At 41.7% G+C, this 17,809-nt stretch carries 22 protein-coding genes; 1 reads left to right on the forward strand and 21 read right to left on the reverse strand.

The genetic code is table 11. The features are described 5' to 3' along the window. Positions 1–130: 130 nt before the first annotated feature. From panD to AB685_RS02395, 11 genes are all read right to left on the reverse strand, one after another. Positions 131–514 (reverse strand): aspartate 1-decarboxylase, encoded by a 384-nt coding sequence (gene panD, locus AB685_RS02350; protein WP_047968933.1) that lies wholly within the window; start codon positions 512–514, stop codon positions 131–133. A gap of 3 nt (positions 515–517) precedes the next feature. Then, entirely contained in the window at positions 518–1,381 is an 864-nt protein-coding gene (panC, locus tag AB685_RS02355; protein WP_047968934.1) for a pantoate--beta-alanine ligase, read from the reverse strand. Between the two features lie 5 nt (positions 1,382–1,386). Beyond that, positions 1,387–2,217, reverse strand: a complete 831-nt coding sequence (gene panB, locus AB685_RS02360) for a 3-methyl-2-oxobutanoate hydroxymethyltransferase (protein ID WP_047968935.1) — start codon at positions 2,215–2,217, stop codon at positions 1,387–1,389. Between the two features lie 288 nt (positions 2,218–2,505). Further along, entirely contained in the window at positions 2,506–2,652 is a 147-nt protein-coding gene (locus AB685_RS31175; RefSeq protein WP_157860689.1) for a hypothetical protein, read from the reverse strand. Continuing rightward, positions 2,653–3,606: a biotin--[acetyl-CoA-carboxylase] ligase gene (locus AB685_RS02365; RefSeq protein ID WP_047969700.1), complete on the reverse strand. Its 954-nt coding sequence runs from the start codon at positions 3,604–3,606 to the stop codon at positions 2,653–2,655. It lies immediately after the preceding gene. 2 nt (positions 3,607–3,608) lie between these two features. Continuing rightward, positions 3,609–4,820 (reverse strand): CCA tRNA nucleotidyltransferase, encoded by a 1,212-nt coding sequence (locus AB685_RS02370; protein ID WP_047968936.1) that lies wholly within the window; start codon positions 4,818–4,820, stop codon positions 3,609–3,611. A 22-nt stretch (positions 4,821–4,842) separates the two neighbouring features. Further along, positions 4,843–5,970 (reverse strand): N-acetyl-alpha-D-glucosaminyl L-malate synthase BshA, encoded by a 1,128-nt coding sequence (gene bshA, locus AB685_RS02375; protein ID WP_047968937.1) that lies wholly within the window; start codon positions 5,968–5,970, stop codon positions 4,843–4,845. Further along, complete coding sequence (gene bshB1 / locus AB685_RS02380) at positions 5,971–6,681, reverse strand: bacillithiol biosynthesis deacetylase BshB1 (RefSeq protein ID WP_047968938.1); 711 nt, start codon at positions 6,679–6,681, stop codon at positions 5,971–5,973. Next, a complete protein-coding gene (gene mgsA, locus AB685_RS02385) occupies positions 6,674–7,093 on the reverse strand; it encodes a methylglyoxal synthase (RefSeq protein ID WP_047968939.1) in 420 nt (139 codons plus the stop codon). The genes bshB1 and mgsA overlap by 8 nt, the downstream gene beginning before the upstream one ends. 17 nt (positions 7,094–7,110) lie before the next feature. Then, on the reverse strand, positions 7,111–7,914 hold the full coding sequence (gene dapB / locus AB685_RS02390; protein WP_047968940.1) for a 4-hydroxy-tetrahydrodipicolinate reductase: 804 nt from the start codon (positions 7,912–7,914) through the stop codon (positions 7,111–7,113). Beyond that, the gene (locus AB685_RS02395; protein WP_047968941.1) at positions 7,914–8,252 is read right to left on the reverse strand and encodes a nucleotide pyrophosphohydrolase; all 339 of its coding nucleotides are present in this window, start codon (positions 8,250–8,252) and stop codon (positions 7,914–7,916) included. Before AB685_RS02395 ends, dapB begins: the two co-directional genes overlap by 1 nt. Before the next feature lie 218 nt (positions 8,253–8,470). Here AB685_RS02395 and AB685_RS02400 point away from each other — a divergent pair, with 218 nt between their 5' ends. Continuing rightward, positions 8,471–9,346: a YitT family protein gene (locus AB685_RS02400; protein ID WP_047968942.1), complete on the forward strand. Its 876-nt coding sequence runs from the start codon at positions 8,471–8,473 to the stop codon at positions 9,344–9,346. 434 nt (positions 9,347–9,780) lie between these two features. On the opposite strand, the gene AB685_RS02410 is transcribed toward AB685_RS02400, so the two are convergent. The 10 genes from AB685_RS02410 to AB685_RS02455 form a co-directional block, all read right to left on the reverse strand. Continuing rightward, complete coding sequence (locus AB685_RS02410; protein ID WP_047968944.1) at positions 9,781–10,461, reverse strand: zinc metallopeptidase; 681 nt, start codon at positions 10,459–10,461, stop codon at positions 9,781–9,783. A gap of 81 nt (positions 10,462–10,542) precedes the next feature. Then, complete coding sequence (locus AB685_RS02415) at positions 10,543–11,340, reverse strand: sporulation protein YpjB (protein ID WP_053073701.1); 798 nt, start codon at positions 11,338–11,340, stop codon at positions 10,543–10,545. A 59-nt stretch (positions 11,341–11,399) separates the two neighbouring features. Continuing rightward, positions 11,400–11,996 carry a DUF1405 domain-containing protein gene (locus AB685_RS02420; RefSeq protein WP_047968945.1) on the reverse strand — a complete coding sequence of 199 codons (597 nt, stop codon included), beginning with the start codon at positions 11,994–11,996 and terminating at the stop codon, positions 11,400–11,402. A gap of 73 nt (positions 11,997–12,069) precedes the next feature. After that, positions 12,070–12,864: a menaquinol-cytochrome c reductase cytochrome b/c subunit gene (locus tag AB685_RS02425; RefSeq protein WP_047968946.1), complete on the reverse strand. Its 795-nt coding sequence runs from the start codon at positions 12,862–12,864 to the stop codon at positions 12,070–12,072. Between the two features lie 37 nt (positions 12,865–12,901). After that, complete coding sequence (gene qcrB, locus AB685_RS02430) at positions 12,902–13,576, reverse strand: menaquinol-cytochrome c reductase cytochrome b subunit (RefSeq protein ID WP_047968947.1); 675 nt, start codon at positions 13,574–13,576, stop codon at positions 12,902–12,904. 3 nt (positions 13,577–13,579) lie between these two features. Continuing rightward, a complete protein-coding gene (locus AB685_RS02435) occupies positions 13,580–14,089 on the reverse strand; it encodes a ubiquinol-cytochrome c reductase iron-sulfur subunit (RefSeq protein WP_047968948.1) in 510 nt (169 codons plus the stop codon). 247 nt (positions 14,090–14,336) lie between these two features. Next, complete coding sequence (locus AB685_RS02440) at positions 14,337–14,795, reverse strand: YpiF family protein (protein ID WP_047968949.1); 459 nt, start codon at positions 14,793–14,795, stop codon at positions 14,337–14,339. Between the two features lie 174 nt (positions 14,796–14,969). Then, positions 14,970–15,506 carry a ReoY family proteolytic degradation factor gene (locus tag AB685_RS02445; protein ID WP_047968950.1) on the reverse strand — a complete coding sequence of 179 codons (537 nt, stop codon included), beginning with the start codon at positions 15,504–15,506 and terminating at the stop codon, positions 14,970–14,972. A gap of 32 nt (positions 15,507–15,538) precedes the next feature. Further along, the gene (locus AB685_RS02450) at positions 15,539–16,798 is read right to left on the reverse strand and encodes a tetratricopeptide repeat protein (protein WP_047968951.1); all 1,260 of its coding nucleotides are present in this window, start codon (positions 16,796–16,798) and stop codon (positions 15,539–15,541) included. Between the two features lie 69 nt (positions 16,799–16,867). Then, entirely contained in the window at positions 16,868–17,779 is a 912-nt protein-coding gene (locus AB685_RS02455) for a hypothetical protein (protein WP_047968952.1), read from the reverse strand. Between the last annotated feature and the right edge of the window lie 30 nt (positions 17,780–17,809).

Below are 17,809 nucleotides of genomic sequence, written 5' to 3' on the forward strand. Positions count from 1 at the left end.
AGAATCTATATAAAAGGTACCATAGACACCACCTGAAAAAAATATTTAATTTTATTTTCCCCATTGATTCAATAGAAAAACCCCCTATTTACAAGGGGGTTCAATATAAGTCATTAAAACATTATAAGTGCTACATAACAGTGGCAGCAGGCTCTGTACCAAGCATTTCCACAATCTCATTGAATTCGTTCATGACTGCAACTTTAGGTTGGTGTTCTTTTACCTTCTCCTCTGCCATCATTGCATAGGAAATGACAATAATGACATCGCCTTCTTGAACCAGTCTAGCAGCAGCACCGTTAAGACAAAAGTCTCTTCCACCCCTTTGACCTGGAATGATGTAGGTTTCAAATCGTGCTCCATTGTTGTTGTTCACAATCTGGACCTTTTCATTTGCTACCATACCAACCGCATCCAGAATATCTTCGTCAATTGTAATGCTCCCGACATAATTTAAATTGGATTCCGTTACTCGGGCACGGTGTATTTTTGCATTCATTAATGTACGAAACACTTGCTATTCCCCCTTATTGTATGAAAAGACAATGTTGTCAATCAGTCTGGCTTTTGAGAACTTCAGTGCCAGAGCAATAATGATGTTATTCTCTTCCAATGGCGTTTTTACTTCCTGAAGGGTAGGATACGCGTAAATTTCCACGTATTCAGCTTGGACTCCAGTATGAAGTGTGATGAATTCCTCAATGGAATTCTTTACATCACGGATTACCATATCCTCTTCTTCCATCAGCTTTTTGCCATGAATCAGTGCTTTATATAGGTATGGAGCTTTTTCTCTCTCGATTTCATTAAGGTACACATTCCGTGAACTTTTTGCCAGACCGTCTTTCTCCCTGACCGTACCAACTCGAACTAACTCCACAGGTAGATGATAATCGTTTATAAGACCATCAATCACCGCAACCTGTTGAGCGTCTTTCATTCCAAAATAAGCCGTATCCGGTGAGACAATCTGGAATAGTTTCAATACCACTGTTGCTACCCCATCAAAATGGCCAGGACGATGCTTTCCGCAAAGAACATCCACTCGCTTCTCCACTTTAATAATGGTTGTCCGTTCTTCTTTGTACATTTCATCCACACTTGGATAGAACAGATAGTCGACTCCAAGATTCTCCGCAATGTCTTCATCCCGTATCATATCACGGGGATAGGCATCAAAATCTTCGTTAGGCCCAAATTGCAGAGGGTTGACAAAAATGCTCAATACGACGACATCATTATTGTCGCGGGCTTCCTTAAGCAGTGTCTGATGACCTTCATGCAGGAAGCCCATTGTGGGAACAAAGCCAACCTTTTTGCCTTTTTGTTTCTCTATTTTAATGACATTCTGCATGTCCTTTATTTTCTTTACAATTTCCACGTTTCTTATCCCCCATATAATCTATGCAGTGTTTCCTCTTTCATCGTAAAACTGTGTTCCGCCTTAGGAAATGTCCTATCTTTCACTTCCACCACATATTGGTGCAAGCCGTTCTTCATCAATGTCTGGGAATCCACGTATGATTGAACAAACTTAGGAACACGGTCAACGCCATATTTAACAACATCGTGGTACACAAGTACTTGGCCGTCGACATCCACACCTGCCCCTATTCCGATAACAGGTATCGTTAGTTGTGCGGCAATATCCTTGGCAAGCTGTTTTGGTACGCATTCCAAGACAAGCGCCATGGCACCTGCCTCCTCGGCAGTCCTGGCATCATTGATCATTTTTTTGGCACTCTCCACATCTTTACCCTGGACCTTGTAGCCTCCAAGAACTCCAACCGATTGGGGAGTAAGACCAAGGTGTGCCACCACCGGGATCCCTGCACTAATCAACGAGGATATGACATGGAATACTTCTCCTCCCCCTTCGACTTTAAGCGCATTGGCTCCAGATTCCTGGACAATTCTTTTGGCGTTTTGAAGGGTGTTTTCCATGGAAAGGTGATAGGACATAAATGGCATATCGGTGACTACAAAGGTCGAAGGTGCTCCACGTTTTACCGCTTTGGTATGATGGATCATATCATCGACTGTCACAGGAACAGTGGATTCGTATCCAAGGACAACCATTCCAAGGGAGTCGCCGACCAGAATCATGTCCACACCAGCCTCTTCTGCTAGCTTGGCGGATGGGTAATCATATGCCGTCAACATGGCAATTTTTTCATCGTTCTTTTTCATTTTCAAAAAATCCGAAGTAGTTTTCATTTTCCTTCCTCCTTTTTTGATAGGCTCTGTTATGCGCCGCTATTCATTTCCGCACTGGGCTTCGCTTTCCGCGGGGCACTTGTGGAGCCTCCTCGGCTAGCCTGCGGGGTCTCCACTAAGCGCTATCTCCCGCTGGAGTCTACGCCCTGTGCTACAATGAACCGCTATAATATCTTAAATTTCAACATTCCACTTTAACAGAACCTTTTGATAAGGAGAGGAAATGAACCGAAAAAAATCCTTCTTTTGCGCATGCGAAAGAAGGATGGTTGTATAGCATCAAATAAACTAATTCAGTTCAATCCCTCTGTCCCAGTCCTTTGGATCAAGGCAGATATTTGGTTGGTTATTACATGGTATGACAATGCTCAGGTGCAGTTCTGATAGATACTGCCCACCACTATTATAGTTGATATCTTGTAAAGATGCCATCATTTAATCGCTTCCAATTTGTATATCTGCAGAGTGAATATAGTGAATCACCTCTTGGTCATCTTCAAGCATCAGGACTCCATCTTCTGTAATTCCTTTTGCTTTCCCTTCCAAGGTCCCTGTAATAGTGCGGGCGATGATTCTCTTTCCTATACTTATGGCATAGGACTCCCATAGAAGCTTTATCGGGTAAAACCCATGCTCAAGGTATTTATGGTACAGGGTTTCAAACTTTACGAGTATGGTCTGGATAAGCTCAGCGCGATTCACAGGTTCGCCAAGTTCGATGGACAGGGAGGTGGCAATTGAATGAAGTTCTTCCGGAAAATGCTCTATTGCCTGATTTACATTTATACCCACACCAATAATGACGGAATTGATTTTATCCGCCTCTGCTTGCATTTCCGTCAGTATTCCCACTGTTTTCTTCTTATTGATTAGAATATCATTTGGCCATTTGATATCCGGGCGTAAACCGGTCACCTCCTCAATGGCTTGTGTGATTGCAACCGCCGCCAATAATGTCAATTGAGGGGCCTTTGCAGGCGGCAGATTTGGACGCAGAATCAAACTCATCCAGACACCGGTGTGTTTGGGTGAATACCAAGACCTGCTCAACCTTCCTCTGCCGGATGTTTGTTCTTCTGAGACGACCAAAGTTCCCTCAGGTGCACCATCATATGCAAGTTGGTGTGCAATCTTTTGAGTGGAAGTAACCGATTCCTCGAAGTGGATTTTCCGGCCAAGAGCTTCAGTTTTCAGCCCCAATGAGATCTCATTATGGGATATCTTATCGGGAATTGTTTTAATTCGGTATCCTTTTCTTCTGACAGCCTCAAGTTCATAGCCCTCATGCCTCAAGTCTTCTATATGCTTCCAAACCGCCGTTCTTGAACAGCCAAGTTCTTCACTGATCTTCTGGCCTGAAAGAAAATCACCTTCTATATCGGTAAACATTTTCAATAGTTTTGATCGTATTTCTGTAGCCAATTACATACCCACTCCTTCAAAGCAACTCTTTCATTTTGAATTTCCCCATGAATTAATGCCTTTTCCAAATCATTATAGATATCGGAAATCCATTTTCCACGTTTCTCTCCTGCTAAATTCATAAGGTCATGTCCGTCGAAAACGATATCTTTCAGACAGTGAATAGGCAGTGAGTAATAGATTTTTTTGATTTGAATCCCCGTCTCCCGTGTGTCCCAACCTAGTATATTCATTACTTGAAGAGCTTCCAGTGATTGCTCTATACCCGATCTGTATAAGACTTCTTTTTCCCATCCGAATTTTCGAACCTGTTCTATGACATTCAAATTCTCCTGAACGGCCTTACTCACCTTTTTCGGAAGCTTCCAATCGTTCAAGAAACCTTCCGCATCAACTATTTCTAAGACGAGAACCAACAGCGTCCAAAGTGCAGAACGGCTTTGAAGCTCATAAACAGGTAATTTTGCTAGCTCTAGTAAATGATCCCCTTTCCCTTCTAGATGAGGGAGAAATGCATGAAGATCCGTTGTAACCATTAGCTCAAGAGCATTCTTGACCCCTTGTCCCTTTAGTAGCTTCTCCATTTCCACCGTTTTCCTTTCAACGGAAATCATCTCCAGAAGGGCTCGATCTTCTTGGATGCCTATAAACGTATCAGCCTCCATGGAAAAGGACAATTGACTGGAAAAACGGATGGCGCGAAGCATCCGTAAAGCATCCTCACGGAATCGTTCTGTTGCTTTACCCACTGTACGAATAACTCTTCTTTTAATATCACATTCCCCAAGGAAAGGGTCCAGTATTTTCCCGTTTTTGGTCATGGCAATAGCATTCATGGTGAAATCCCTGCGCTTCAGATCTTCCTCAAGGCTTTTCACAAAAGTCACTTTATCAGGGTGGCGGTTATCCGTATATGTTCCATCTGTTCGGAATGTCGTCACTTCATAGCTTTCCTGCTCTGACGCAACAACGATGATGGTCCCATGGTCTGCTCCCACGTCAATTGTTTTTGCAAAAATTGCCTGTATTTGATCAGGAGTGGCCGAAGTAGCAATATCTATATCACCTATCACTCTATTCATCAAGGTATCACGAACAGAGCCCCCTACAAAGTAAGCTTCATGTCCGTTGTCTTCAAGACGCTCAATAATTTTTATACCTTGATAGAAGGCTTCATTCATCGTTTATCCCTCAACTTCCACACTAGTTATTAATTAACTGCATGTATATGTCTTCGTACTGTTTTACTATTTTTTGAGAGCTGAAGTGCTCTTTTACTCTCGCTACTGCATTTTCAGCAAAGGTTTTATGTAAAATGCTATCTCCCAATATTTTTATGGCATTTTTCGCAATATCCTCTATATCTCCCACTTCACTGAGGTATCCGGTCTTGCTGTGGTCAATCACTTCCGGAATCCCTCCGATTCTTGTCCCGACGGAAGGAACACCACATGCCATTGCCTCCAATAGAACGAGGCCAAAGCTCTCTTTTTCAGACAGAAGTAGCATTAGGTCGCTGATGGAGTACAAGTCTTCCAGGTTCTCCTGTTTTCCAAGAAACAGTACCTTCTCACTAAGGCCTAGCTCTTTTACCAGGTTGCATACGACAGAAATTTCTGGACCATCGCCAACTAGCAGCAATTTGGATGGAATCTGCTTTTCAATGAGGTGAAAGGATTTCACTACATCTTGTACGCGTTTCACTTTACGGAAATTGGATACATGGATGATGATCTTCTCTTCCTCAGATATTCCATATTGTTCCTTGAGATCGTAAGTATCCTTTTTAAAATAAACACGCTCATCAATAAAATTATAAGCGGTCTGAATGTCTTTTTTCGGTTGCAGTAAATCGTAAGTCTGCTGTACCAATGACTCGGATACGGCTGTCACCACGTCAGAGCCCTCAATACCAAAACGGATCATATCGTTGAGTGATGGATCATAACCCAATACCGTAATATCGGTTCCGTGAAGGGTCGTTACTATTTTCAATTTATCATCCGTCATTTTTTTGGCCAGATATGCACACACCGCATGAGGTATGGCGTAGTGAACATGTAACAAGTCCAGTTTTTCCCGTTTCGCCACTTCTGCCATCTTACTGGCCAAAGCCAAGTCGTAAGGTGGATACTGAAAGACAGAATACTGGTTCACCTGAACTTCATGATAGTAGATGTTGCTGTACACTTTATTTAGTCGAAATGGCATACTGGAGGAGATGAAGTGAATTTCATGCCCCTTTTCCGCCAAAAGCTTCCCCAATTCCGTTGCAATTACCCCTGATCCTCCAACAGTTGGATAGCAGGTAATGCCAATTTTCAATTTCAATTAAATCCCACCTAATAAATCATAATTAAGGACAAGTGGTCCTTTTGCAAAAAATCCTTCTGCGTACACGGAGCCAATCTGTTTTCCATATGCACGTTCTCGGCTAATGACCGCCTCAACATATCCGTTGGTCAACGGTGTGTCCACTCCATCTTGATTTTTTTCAAACTGGCTTGTATATACTTCAAGCGCTCTCGTCTTCTTATCAATTTGGTTCGTTACATCTATGTAGAAATCCGGTTTGTTCATTCCATTAATTTGATAAAAATAAATATTTTCAGGTTTATGAGCATTTTGTTTCTGTGAATCTTCCACTCGCTTGATACCAGAAGAAAAAACAGCCTCCTCCACTAATTTGGCACAGTTACCATGATCGGGATGACGGTCTTCGTGATAAGGAGCGAAAACCAGACGGGGCTTATATTTTCTGATGACGGATACAAGTTCAAGTATGTATTCTTCTTTCATAAACAGTCCTCTATCAGGGAGCGAAAGCTGAATGCGCGCATCCAATCCAAGTACCTTACAAGCTTCATTTGCCTCTTGTTGCCTTATTTCGACCGATCCATTGGATGACCTTTCCGCAAAGGTCAAATCACAGATTCCGGTTTTGTAGCCTTGTTCTTTATATTTTGCAAGGGTACCAGCCATTCCTATCTCCACATCATCTGGATGTGCCCCGAATGCCAGAATATCCAATTGATCAGTCATTTTTCTCCGCCTCTTTGCCATGTACAATCTCTCTCCATCCAAGCTCTCCCCTTGCCAGCCCGTGAATCAATATTTCAGCAGTCCCCATATTGGTTGCAAGTGGAATGGAATAAACATCACACAACCTCAATAAAGCAGTGACATCAGGTTCATGTGGCTGTGCAGTCAATGGGTCGCGGAAAAAGATGACCATATCCATCTTGTTCTGTGCAATCAAAGCACCAATTTCCTGATCCCCTCCCAGTGGTCCCGATCGGAATCGGTGTACAGACAATCCTGTCGCTTCAGAGATTCTCAAGCCCGTTGTCCCTGTAGCAAAAATTTCATGATTCTCCAGAACACTTTTATAAGCCGTAGCAAATTGTATCATATCCGGTTTTTTCTTATCGTGTGCAACTAACGCTACCTTCATCACAGTACCCCCTACTACTACTCAATAATATTTTCCAAGCCGTACACTAACACATCTAAAGACATTATGGTTTCTACCGATAGCTTCACACCTGACATGAAGCTTGCACGATTGTAGGAATCATGGCGTATTGTCAAGGATTGTCCTTCCCCCCCAAACAACACTTCTTGGTGTGCAACAAGACCAGGAAGTCTGACACTATGAATACGGATACCGTCTTTCGTTTCAGCACCTCTTGCTCCTTGGATCGTTTCTTCTTCCTCAGGGTGGCCTTGATGTTTCGGCTCCCTCGTTTTGGAAATCAGTTCCGCCGTCTTAATTGCAGTACCGGATGGAGCATCCAGTTTTCTATCATGATGAAGTTCCATGATTTCGACGTCCTGGAAATGCTTTGCTGCCATCTGTGCAAACTTCATCATCAGAATTGCACCAACAGCAAAGTTAGGAGCAATGATGACACCGATTTTTCTCGACTCGGCAAGCTCCGTCAATTCCTGTAGCTCCTCTTCATTAAATCCGGTCGTACCTACAACAGGGCGAATCCCGTTTTCCACGGCAAGTTTCGTATTGATTTTCCCTATTTCTGGTGTGGTAAGGTCAATCAGGACATCAGCTTCCACTTCTTGAAAACATTTTTCCGGATCGCTGTATATAGGTGCGTCGATTGACGGGAACCCGTCCACGTCCGAAAGCATCTTGCCTTCGTTTACCCGATCAAGGCATGCCACTAATTGAAAATGTTCTACATTATGTATTAGATCCACGGCTTCTCGCCCCATGCGTCCACGTGGTCCTGCCAGTATAATCTTGATGTTGTCCATTACTTCTCTTCCTCCTCGATTCTAGTCCATCTATCTTTGTCCCTTGTTTGGAACTTTTCCATAACACGGTCGTGCGCTTCTTGTAAATCTATATTGAGGGAATTGGCGAAGCAAATCATGACAAACAGCATATCACCAAGCTCTTCTTCTACCGTATTCTCTTTTTCAGTACTCTTTTTCGGCTTTTCACCGTAATAGTGGTTGACCTCCCGGGATAATTCCCCAAGCTCCTCGGTCATTCTCGCAAGCATTGCCAGCGGACTGAAATAGCCTTCTTTAAACTGGGAGATATATTTGTCCACTTCTAGTTGCATCTCTTGCATCGTCTTCTCACTCATACACGTCTCACCTCACTCTATCATGTTAGCTAAAACCCTATCATTTGACAAATGTTTAAGCTTGTCCAACACTTGGAACACAAATTGACAGGACGATAATCCAATCTCCTCTGATTGATGTACTCCAATGATACTCAATTCTAAATCTCATTTACTTATCTTCTTTATGTCTATTATAATGGAGAGGTTGCAAACTATCTAGGTCTTGGAGGTTCACCATGTTAAATGGCTTAAAAATCAAAAATATCATCTACATTCTAATCGGATCTGCCATATTCGCTTTTGGTCTCGTCAACTTCAATATGCAGAACAATCTCGCGGAAGGCGGCTTTACTGGTATTACCCTGTTATTATATTTTCTTTTCAGATTCGACCCTTCCTATACCAACCTCTTGCTGAACATCCCGATCTTTTTTATCGGCTGGAAGTTGCTCGGAAAGAACACATTCTACTACACGCTTATCGGCACTTTCAGTTTGTCTTTATTTTTATGGATTTTCCAGAGGGTTCCTTTAATGTTCCCTCCACTAGAAGATGATCTTACTTTAGCAGCATTGTTTGCCGGAGTGTTCATTGGAATTGGATTGGGGATCATATTCCGGTACGGAGGAACGACAGGTGGAGTGGACATCATTGCCCGCCTAGCCCATAAATATATCGGTTGGAGCATGGGTAAAGCGATGTTTCTGTTTGACGCAGTGGTCATTCTCCTCTCGCTCATCATGTACCTGACCTCTCAGGAAGCCATGTACACACTAGTCGCAGTATTTGTTGCGGCGCGTGTCATCGATTTCATGCAGGAAGGTGCTTATGCAGCTAAAGGGGCAACCATCATTTCTGATAAGCATGAAGAGATCGCATCTAAAGTTCATCAGGAGATGGACCGCGGGGTTACCATCTTACGTGGACAAGGTTCGTTTTCGAAGGTGGAACGCAATGTGCTCTATTGTGTGGTAGCAAAAAATGAATTGGTCAAGTTGAAAAATGTCATCACGTCTGTTGATCCACATGCATTTGTGGCGGTCAGTGATGTGCATGATGTGCTTGGGGAAGGCTTTACACTGGATGAGAATAAGAATCCGGTGGAGCGGTAAGGTAAGGACTTATAGTTTTTTTGTTAACACTGTTCAAGGGTCGATGGAATTCTGGCCTTTGAGCAGTTTTTTGTTTAAAAGGACTATTTTTTCTTTAAAAATGAGTAATTGTGGACAACGATAAGTAGGATTCACTTGGTGTTAATAGCAATAAAAGGGCATTAGTTGAATGTCTCCTGCTATAATGCTCATTCCAGGAACAGAAAATGCGCATGCATTTGGAATAATATGGATTGTCATCAATCTCAACTGTTTTTTTGTATAATTCTCCTCTTTTTTTGTATAATTCAGGCTCTTTTTTGACTAATTCCCCTCTTTTTTTAATCATTTTCCTTCTGCCCATCAATCTTCAGCTACATTCCTTTTAAGAAACACAAAAGAAAAGCAGCCCACTTACTCAGGCTGCTTACTCAGGCTGCTTCATAGCAATTTTCCTATTCCCGACTTCCCAAATATATCAAAATAAATCTTGTCAATTCCGCCACCGCCACAGCAGCAGCTGCAACATATGTCAACGCGGCCGCATTCAATACCTTCTTGGTTTCACGTTCCTCGTAGTTATTGATGATGCCAAGTGATACTACTTGATTCATTGCCCTGTTGGAAGCATCAAATTCCACCGGCAGTGTTACAAGCTGGAACAATACTGCAGCTGCCATAAAGATGATTCCAACAAGAATCAAATTAGTTGCTCCGAAAATGAGACCGGCGAAAATAAGGAAAAACGACATATTCGAACCGATACTTGCAACAGGAACAAGAGAATGGCGGAAGCGTAAAAACGCATAATCCTGATTGTCCTGAATCGCATGCCCCACCTCATGGGCTGCAATCGCTGCACCGGCAATGGAATTTCCATGATAGTTATGGGAGGACAGACGAATTGTTTTTGACCTCGGATCATAATGATCTGTCAAATGTCCCCTTGTTTCTTCCACTTTCACATCGTAAATCCCATTATCATGTAATATTTTTCGTGCGACCTCTGCTCCAGGCATTCCTGAAGAGGAAGCAACTTTGGAGTATTTTTTATAAGCGCTCTTTACTCTAGACTGTGCCCATAATGGGACAATCAGCAAGAAAGCGAAATAGATCAGATACATTCCTAATCCCATAAGTAAGTCCCTCCTTAGCTTAGAACCTGCTAATTATAGTCTTCCTATTAGGATTATTTTATTTCTTCTTTTTTATCCCTGTCAATCTTTAAGCTTTTTCCGCATCTCCAGCTTCTTAGCACCAAGGTATTTGCGAAAACCTACATAGGACAATGTCAACAAAATAAAACTTCCTGTGGAAATCATAACCCATAAAAGCGACGGATCTGTTTCATCTTCCTTAAGTTCCTTGAAGAGAGCCTTCAGGTCAGCTTCAATCACTTCCATATCGTCAAATTCCTCACTATGAGAAAGTAATGCTTGTCTATTTTTATCCAAATAATCGATATGAGCATCAATCTTTTGGATATGTTCAGGTTTTACATCCAATTTGATGCTGGGGTGGATCATATCGTACTCTAGTAAGAGCCTTCTATACAACAGTTCATAGGAATCGCTATCACGTGTGTCCACAGAATCCCTTAACTGTTGAAACGTCATCACCATCGCATCTTCCATCTCCACCCACATCGGCTGGTGCTCGGATGTCATAGCATCCACCGCTAAGCGCAATTTGATGACTGCCCTGACCTTCTCCTCATGAGGGAGGGTCACATCACTAAGGGAGCCAAGGGATTGCTGATGCGCTACGGAAATAATCCGCACTTCATCCATCGGTATCTGCTGATTCCCAACCATCAGCTTTGTAAATTCATCCGAAAATATATCAAGCAAATTGTGCGCTTCCACATACCTTTCCGTTTCTACAAGCTGAAGGGCATCATCCATGATGAAGTTCAACGCAAAAGGTTGTAACGGTTCATGAGAGTGTGCTTTAATCCCTATAGGAAAAATAAGTAGTAATAGTAGTATGGCAACTAAATATTTATTTACTTTCATCGCTTGTCCCTCCCATATTCTCTACTAAATGTTATGAGAATGTGGACAAGGTTAGAACATTAATCCAAGGATAACTTCAACCTGTTAACCCTTAAAGAAAAATAATACGCGATGACGATCGAGAATATACTTAGCCAGAATGTGAAATAGCCGATTTGTGGCAAATATTTCATGAGACTACCGTACCAAGGCATCATCTTGAAAACGTAGTCGATAATATCATTATGTAAAGTCCAAATAGCTGCTGCCACAAGATGCCATATCTTGAATCGATAGTATGGACTATACAACACACCTTGCACAGCCATTGCACCATGGGAAACAATCAGCATATAGCCTTCTATCGGCAAATATCCCGTTTCCATGAGCGTTAAGAAATTCATTACGACCGCCCAGATCCCATATTTCACAAGAGTAATAATCGCTAATGCTTCAAAAAGCTTAAAATTCTTTTTTAGAATAAAACCTACAAGCACAAAGCAGAAAAAAAGACTGGCAGTTGGACTGTCAGGAACAAAAATAAGAAAGATGGCAGGTGTCTGTTCGAGCTGATAGCCATACCATATGTAGCCATAGATTGTCCCTAATACATTGATAATCAACACCATCCATAACATCACCGGTGTTTTAAGCAGGTGTATAAACCAAGTTAACATGATTTTTCCTCACTTTTAAAAGATAGATGTTTCCATTATACAAAAAAGCTGGCTAAATTAGCCAGCTTTCTCATTATTCTGCTTCCGCAGCAAGTTCATTCATTTCTACCAGGTAATCACCAAGGATTTGAAGCTCTTCATCAGTACCTTTGAAGAGATCTGCTGGCATTCCACCAATACCATTAACCGCAATATCTGCATAATCTTCAGCAGTCATATCAGGGTTGTCAATTAGTGATGGCGCCATTCCAGGGCTTCCTTGAAGGTTGTCACCGTGACAAGATAGACAGGTATTCTCTTGAAGAATCAAGTAACCTTCTGCCTCCATGTCAATTTCAATGTCAATCTCATCCGTGATTTCCCCTTGCTCTGCAGCAGCTTCCCAGTCATGAGAATCTACGGACTGCCAAGTCAAGAAGAAGATGGATGCGATACCTAGAAGCATCAAACCTGTTGCAATTGGACGCTTACTTGGGCGACGCTCTGGTCCGCGATCTAGGAATGGAGCAAGTAGTAATGCACCAAACGCAAGACCCGGCATAACCATTGCACCGATTACAGTGTATGGTCCAGCTGCATAACGATATTTAAGTAATTCATATAAGAATAAAAAGTACCAGTCTGGTAACGGGATATACCCTGTATCAGTTGGATCTGCAACACGCTCTAGAGGCGGCTCATGAGCGACAGTCAAGCATAGGAAAGCGATTAAGAAAACCGCACCAACCATCCACTCTTTTAATAAGAAGTTTGGCCAGAATGCTTCTGTTTTACCAGGGAACTCTGAGTAATCTTTTGGGATATTAGGTTTTCGTACTGCTGGGACACGAGAGTCTCCAACAAACTTCATACCTTTTCCTCTATGCATATAGGTTTCCCTCCTTTGTTATCAAAAATAATGAATCTTATAGCGGTCCTGAAATACCTTGCTTACGGATCATGACAAAGTGAGCTCCCATCAATCCGAAAAGGGCAGCCGGCAAGAAGAATACATGAATCGCAAAGAAACGAGTCAATGTCTGTGCACCGACAATTTCAGGATGTCCGGCAAGTAACGTCTTTACTGCATCTCCGATAATCGGTGTTGCTGCAGCAATCTCTAAACCTACTTTAGTCGCGAATAACGCTTTCATATCCCAAGGTAATAGGTAACCTGTAAAACCGAGGCCTAACATGACGAAGAAGATAAGTACTCCTACAACCCAGTTAAGTTCACGAGGTTTTTTATATGCACCTTGGAAGAAAACACGTAGTGTATGTAAGAACATCATTACGATAACCAAACTTGCTCCCCAGTGATGCATACCGCGCACGATTTGACCGAACGCCACTTCATTTTGAAGATAATAAACGGATTCCCACGCATTTTTAATATCCGGAACATAATACATTGTCAGGAACATACCTGATAATACTTGGATGACCGTTACGAAGAACGTCAATCCACCGAAACAATAAACGAATGCGGAGAAGTGATGTGCTGGGTTTACGTGCTCAGGAACCTCGTGGTCAGCGATATCGCGCCACATGGGCGTAATGTCTAATCGTTCGTCAACCCAGTCATAAATCTTATTTAACAATTATTACGCCTCCCCTTTTGGCTTCGCATTACCTAAATACACAATTCCATCCTTCACCTCATGCACATATACATCAAGAGGTGCAAGTGGCGGTGTATTTGGAACGTTGTCACCATTTTTGTAGTATAAACCATAATGGCATGGACAGAAGAACTTATCTTCGTTGCTAGGATCTGATGCCCAGTTAACTGTACAACCAAGATGCTTACAAACTGGAGATAAGGCAACTATTTTACCTTCTTCATCCTTGTAAATCCAAGCAGTTCTAGGCTCATCAGATTCATACCAAGCGTCCACTTGTTTAATCTTGAAAGGGAAGTTTTGCGGCTCCGCAGTTAATTCGCTTTCTTCACAAACAGCAACTAAATCTTGTTCATTTCCAGCTTTTAGTACTGGATCAATTGCAAAACGGACCATTGGCATCAGCATACCTGCTGCCATGAAACCGCCTACACCAGTAAGGGTATAGTTCAAAAATTGACGTCTAGACACGCGATGGTTTTTCTCGCTCATTGTTTTTCCCCCCTCTATAGAAAGAACTAAGTCCATACGGACAGTAGATTATAACACATAGAAAACTAGGACATTCTCATGATATATCAATCTTGTCCCAAGGTCAATAATCTCCTGCCCCGAAAAAATGGCAAGGTTGTGACTTATTTTATATACTCTGAAATTATTTTTAATTTTCTATTGCTTTTTTAATATCATTTTGTTCCAGGGTTCCCTTTGGGGATATTTTGTACATTTTCTGGTACTTTTAGTCCTGCCATTTTTGGATGAACATCGGCAGCAACTGATTCATCTGATCTTGGATGATTTTCTGTTTGTATTTTTCTTCCATATCCTCAAGCGGTATCGCAGGCAACCATACCAGTTTCCCTTCTAAGTCCTGTTCAAACTGGCTCCAGGATGAGTCAGACGTCATAAGAAAGACATGTTTAATGTTCTCTTTTTTAATATGTAGAGTTAAGTTATTAAGTTGGTTCACTTTGTTCTCTGGTAGGTCTGATTCGACATAGGTGTAAGAAGGTAATAATATTACTCTCCCTTTAAACTGCCTTTCTAATTCATAACTTAGTATGTTTATGTATTCTCCATGGGATGCGATCGTTTTGATGTTGTCGCTGAAGCTGATTGGAATAAGGGGGATGATGACGGTATCAATATATTCTTTAGCTTGTACGTATTGGGTGATATCTTTGCTTGTCCATTTCATGAGTGATTTTCAGCTCTTTCTTTTTTGGATTTTTGCTCGTCCTTTAAATATAGATTTTATAAAGAGAGAGGTCAAATGTTTTAGTGGATATAAGTATTTATTACAAAATAAAACCCCTACCTTAATAATGGTGGGGGTTAGTTCATTTATCCTTATGAGGAACTTTACATTTACCTATAGTCTCTTCAACTGACCTGTCAGTTTCCGGAACGCTTCTTCATCTTGGCGATCCAGCGCATCGTCTATCATTTCCAGAAGCTTTTCTTTCTGAAAGGTGTAAATGGACTCCTCTAGCATCCTTTCAGCCAAGATGCGGTCTTTCTCATTGATTTGGGACTGCTTCGGCATAAACGGGTTATCCTCAAGCACTGCAGCATATTGCGGTGAATGATAGACAGAACGGAAATTCAATTGAATATAGATATCTTCATCTCGATTAAGTCTGATGTCATGAAAGGACTTCTCTGCATCCGTCGTCATGACATTCTCCTTATAGAACCTGAACGGCACTTCCTCTACACAATGGGTTGACATGATAATTCCACGTGGGCAAAATTGGGCTTGCTCGACAAAGTGAACTTTCTTCATCAACTGGTCATGACTCATCAAATAGTTTAAAATCCATACACATTCACGTCTTTTTAATTGATAGTTTCCCAAGAACCACCTTATAAAGTCCTTCTTCTCGTTGACAGATACAGGGGTAGCCACAACTATCGTCCCTCCTCTGCGTAGAATATTCCCTACTCTTGTAAATTTAAATACAGATCTTGCAACTCTATGTTGGTTGGGTCTAGTTGTATTAGTTTCTCAAAAAGCGGCTTTGCTTCTTCTCGTTTGCCTTCCTCTAATAAAAAGTGTGCATAATCATAAAGGAAGCTGCTGTCATCTTTAAAAGAAGTATATGCATGACGGTAATGGTTTAATGCATCAGAATATTTTTCCGTTTTCTGGTATGCGACAGCCAGGTCCCAATCGTATTGGGGATCTGTTTCACCAAACTTGATGAGTTCTTGAAGACAGTCTATAACATCTTCATAGCGTTCTTCCTGCAAGAAGATTTTTGTCAGAGTTAACGCTGCTTCAACATAACCTGGATCAATGGCAATGGCTTCCCTCAACAATCTTTCCGCCTCGGCAACATTCTGCTGTTTCATTGCCACCTTTGCTCCATACACCTGCAACTCTTTGTTATATTCATTAACCGCTAACCCTTCTTTTACAACGCGCAGGCTGTCTTCCAATAATCCTTCGTGCTCATATGCTTTTGCAAGATATAGATAAAGAGAGGAGTATTCATAATCCATTTCTTTTACCTGTTTAAGTTTTTCGATACAGGTCTTGTAATATCCTGCCTGAAAAGCGGTAAAACCGTACTGAAATAATACGTCAATTTTCAACTCTTTCTGCAGGGCGTGCTCGAAATAGGGCATCGCTTCTTCGAATTGGCCAGTTGCACTATAGCATTCTGCCAGTCTTTCTTGCAGTGAGAAATCCAGATCATCCGCTTGAGGCAGCACTGATTCGTAAAAAGGGATCGCCTTTTTGTAATCCCCTTGGGAAAGGTTCAGTTCTCCAAGAGCAAGACTGATGATCGGTTCATTCGGAGCTAGCTTTTTAGCAACAAGCAATTTTTGCTCACCAACTTCAAAAAGCCCCTGCGCCTGATAAAGGTCCGCTAAAAGAAGAAGGGACTGGACATAGACCTCGTCCGCTTCTGAAATATTCTCAAGCAAAGCCATTGCTTCATCCTCTTCATCGAGGTCTATATGCACTTCGGCCAATGAAATAATCAGGTCCGTCTCGTTCGGAAACTGGTAAAGAAGGTTCTGAAAGAGTTCCTTGGCATCTTCGATCATGCCAAGCTGCTGATAGATCTGCGCTGTCTGGAACAGGTCCTCTTCCCCAAACTTGGATTCGTTTTCTTTCAGCAAGGAAAGTCCTTTTTCGATTTCTCCATTATCTATTAGTTCTAAAGCTTGATCGATTACTGTGTAAGACAAAATACTACTTCCCTTCGTTTTAAAATCCGAGAGTACCCCCGGAGTCAGTCTTAGCCCGCATTTCCTATTTTATACTTTTTCATCCATCCAGAAATGACCGGGGATGGTTACCGTACATTCTTTGCCAAAGCCGGGACGAAATAAAACTTTTTCGCCTGTTTTGATAATAGTTCCTTTATGAACTGTAACTTCTGGAATATGACTATCATAATCCAGATTTTGAATTGTTTCAATTATATGGCCTTCTGGTGACAAATAGAGATTATAGTCTAATTCTCCACCCACCCTCAAATCTCCTTTAGTAGGATAGATACCAATTTTCATCAGCAGGTCCAAATCCAGTGGCATACCCTCTTCGGGACAATAGGTAGAATGGGATAAATTCTCTTGTTTCATGATGATTTTCCATTCTTTTTTCTTTTTTGATTTTTTGGTTGGAGAGATGTTCTGCCAGCACGGAAGAAAGGTGATTGGAAATTGATATAAGGCATCTTTTATCCATCCCCATGGAACAGAAGTAAGTTCACTCTCATCCTCCATTTGCAGGAAGATAGCCGAAATCTTGTGGCGCCTACATTGTCGGACAAACGAGGGCGTAAGCTTATGAAAAGGGATTCTCACGGAAAAATAATAATCGATAGGACTGTTCAGTAAAATGGTTCTGACTTTTTTCAGATTGGACAAAAGTTCTTGTTCCCGTTGGATGGTAATCAAAGAGAGAAGGGTCGTACAGCCTTTTTTCAAATAGTTCTCTATGATGAATTGCTTGAATTCCTGAAAGGGCATTTGCTCTAGGTTATCGACCATCATTATATGACCGGGTGTCAGCACATAGGGGGAAACATCCATTCTCATGGACCGCGAACTGGTAATAGGTCCTTCTTTCATATAATGGACTTTATTGTTTTTCACGAGTATATTGCTTTTGAGGAGTGTGGTTCTGTTCTTCACCATATTTACAGCTTCCATAATATACTCCATAGCATCCCCCTCTTACAATCGTCTTAAGAC

The sequence above is a fragment of the Bacillus sp. LL01 genome, from assembly GCF_001037965.1.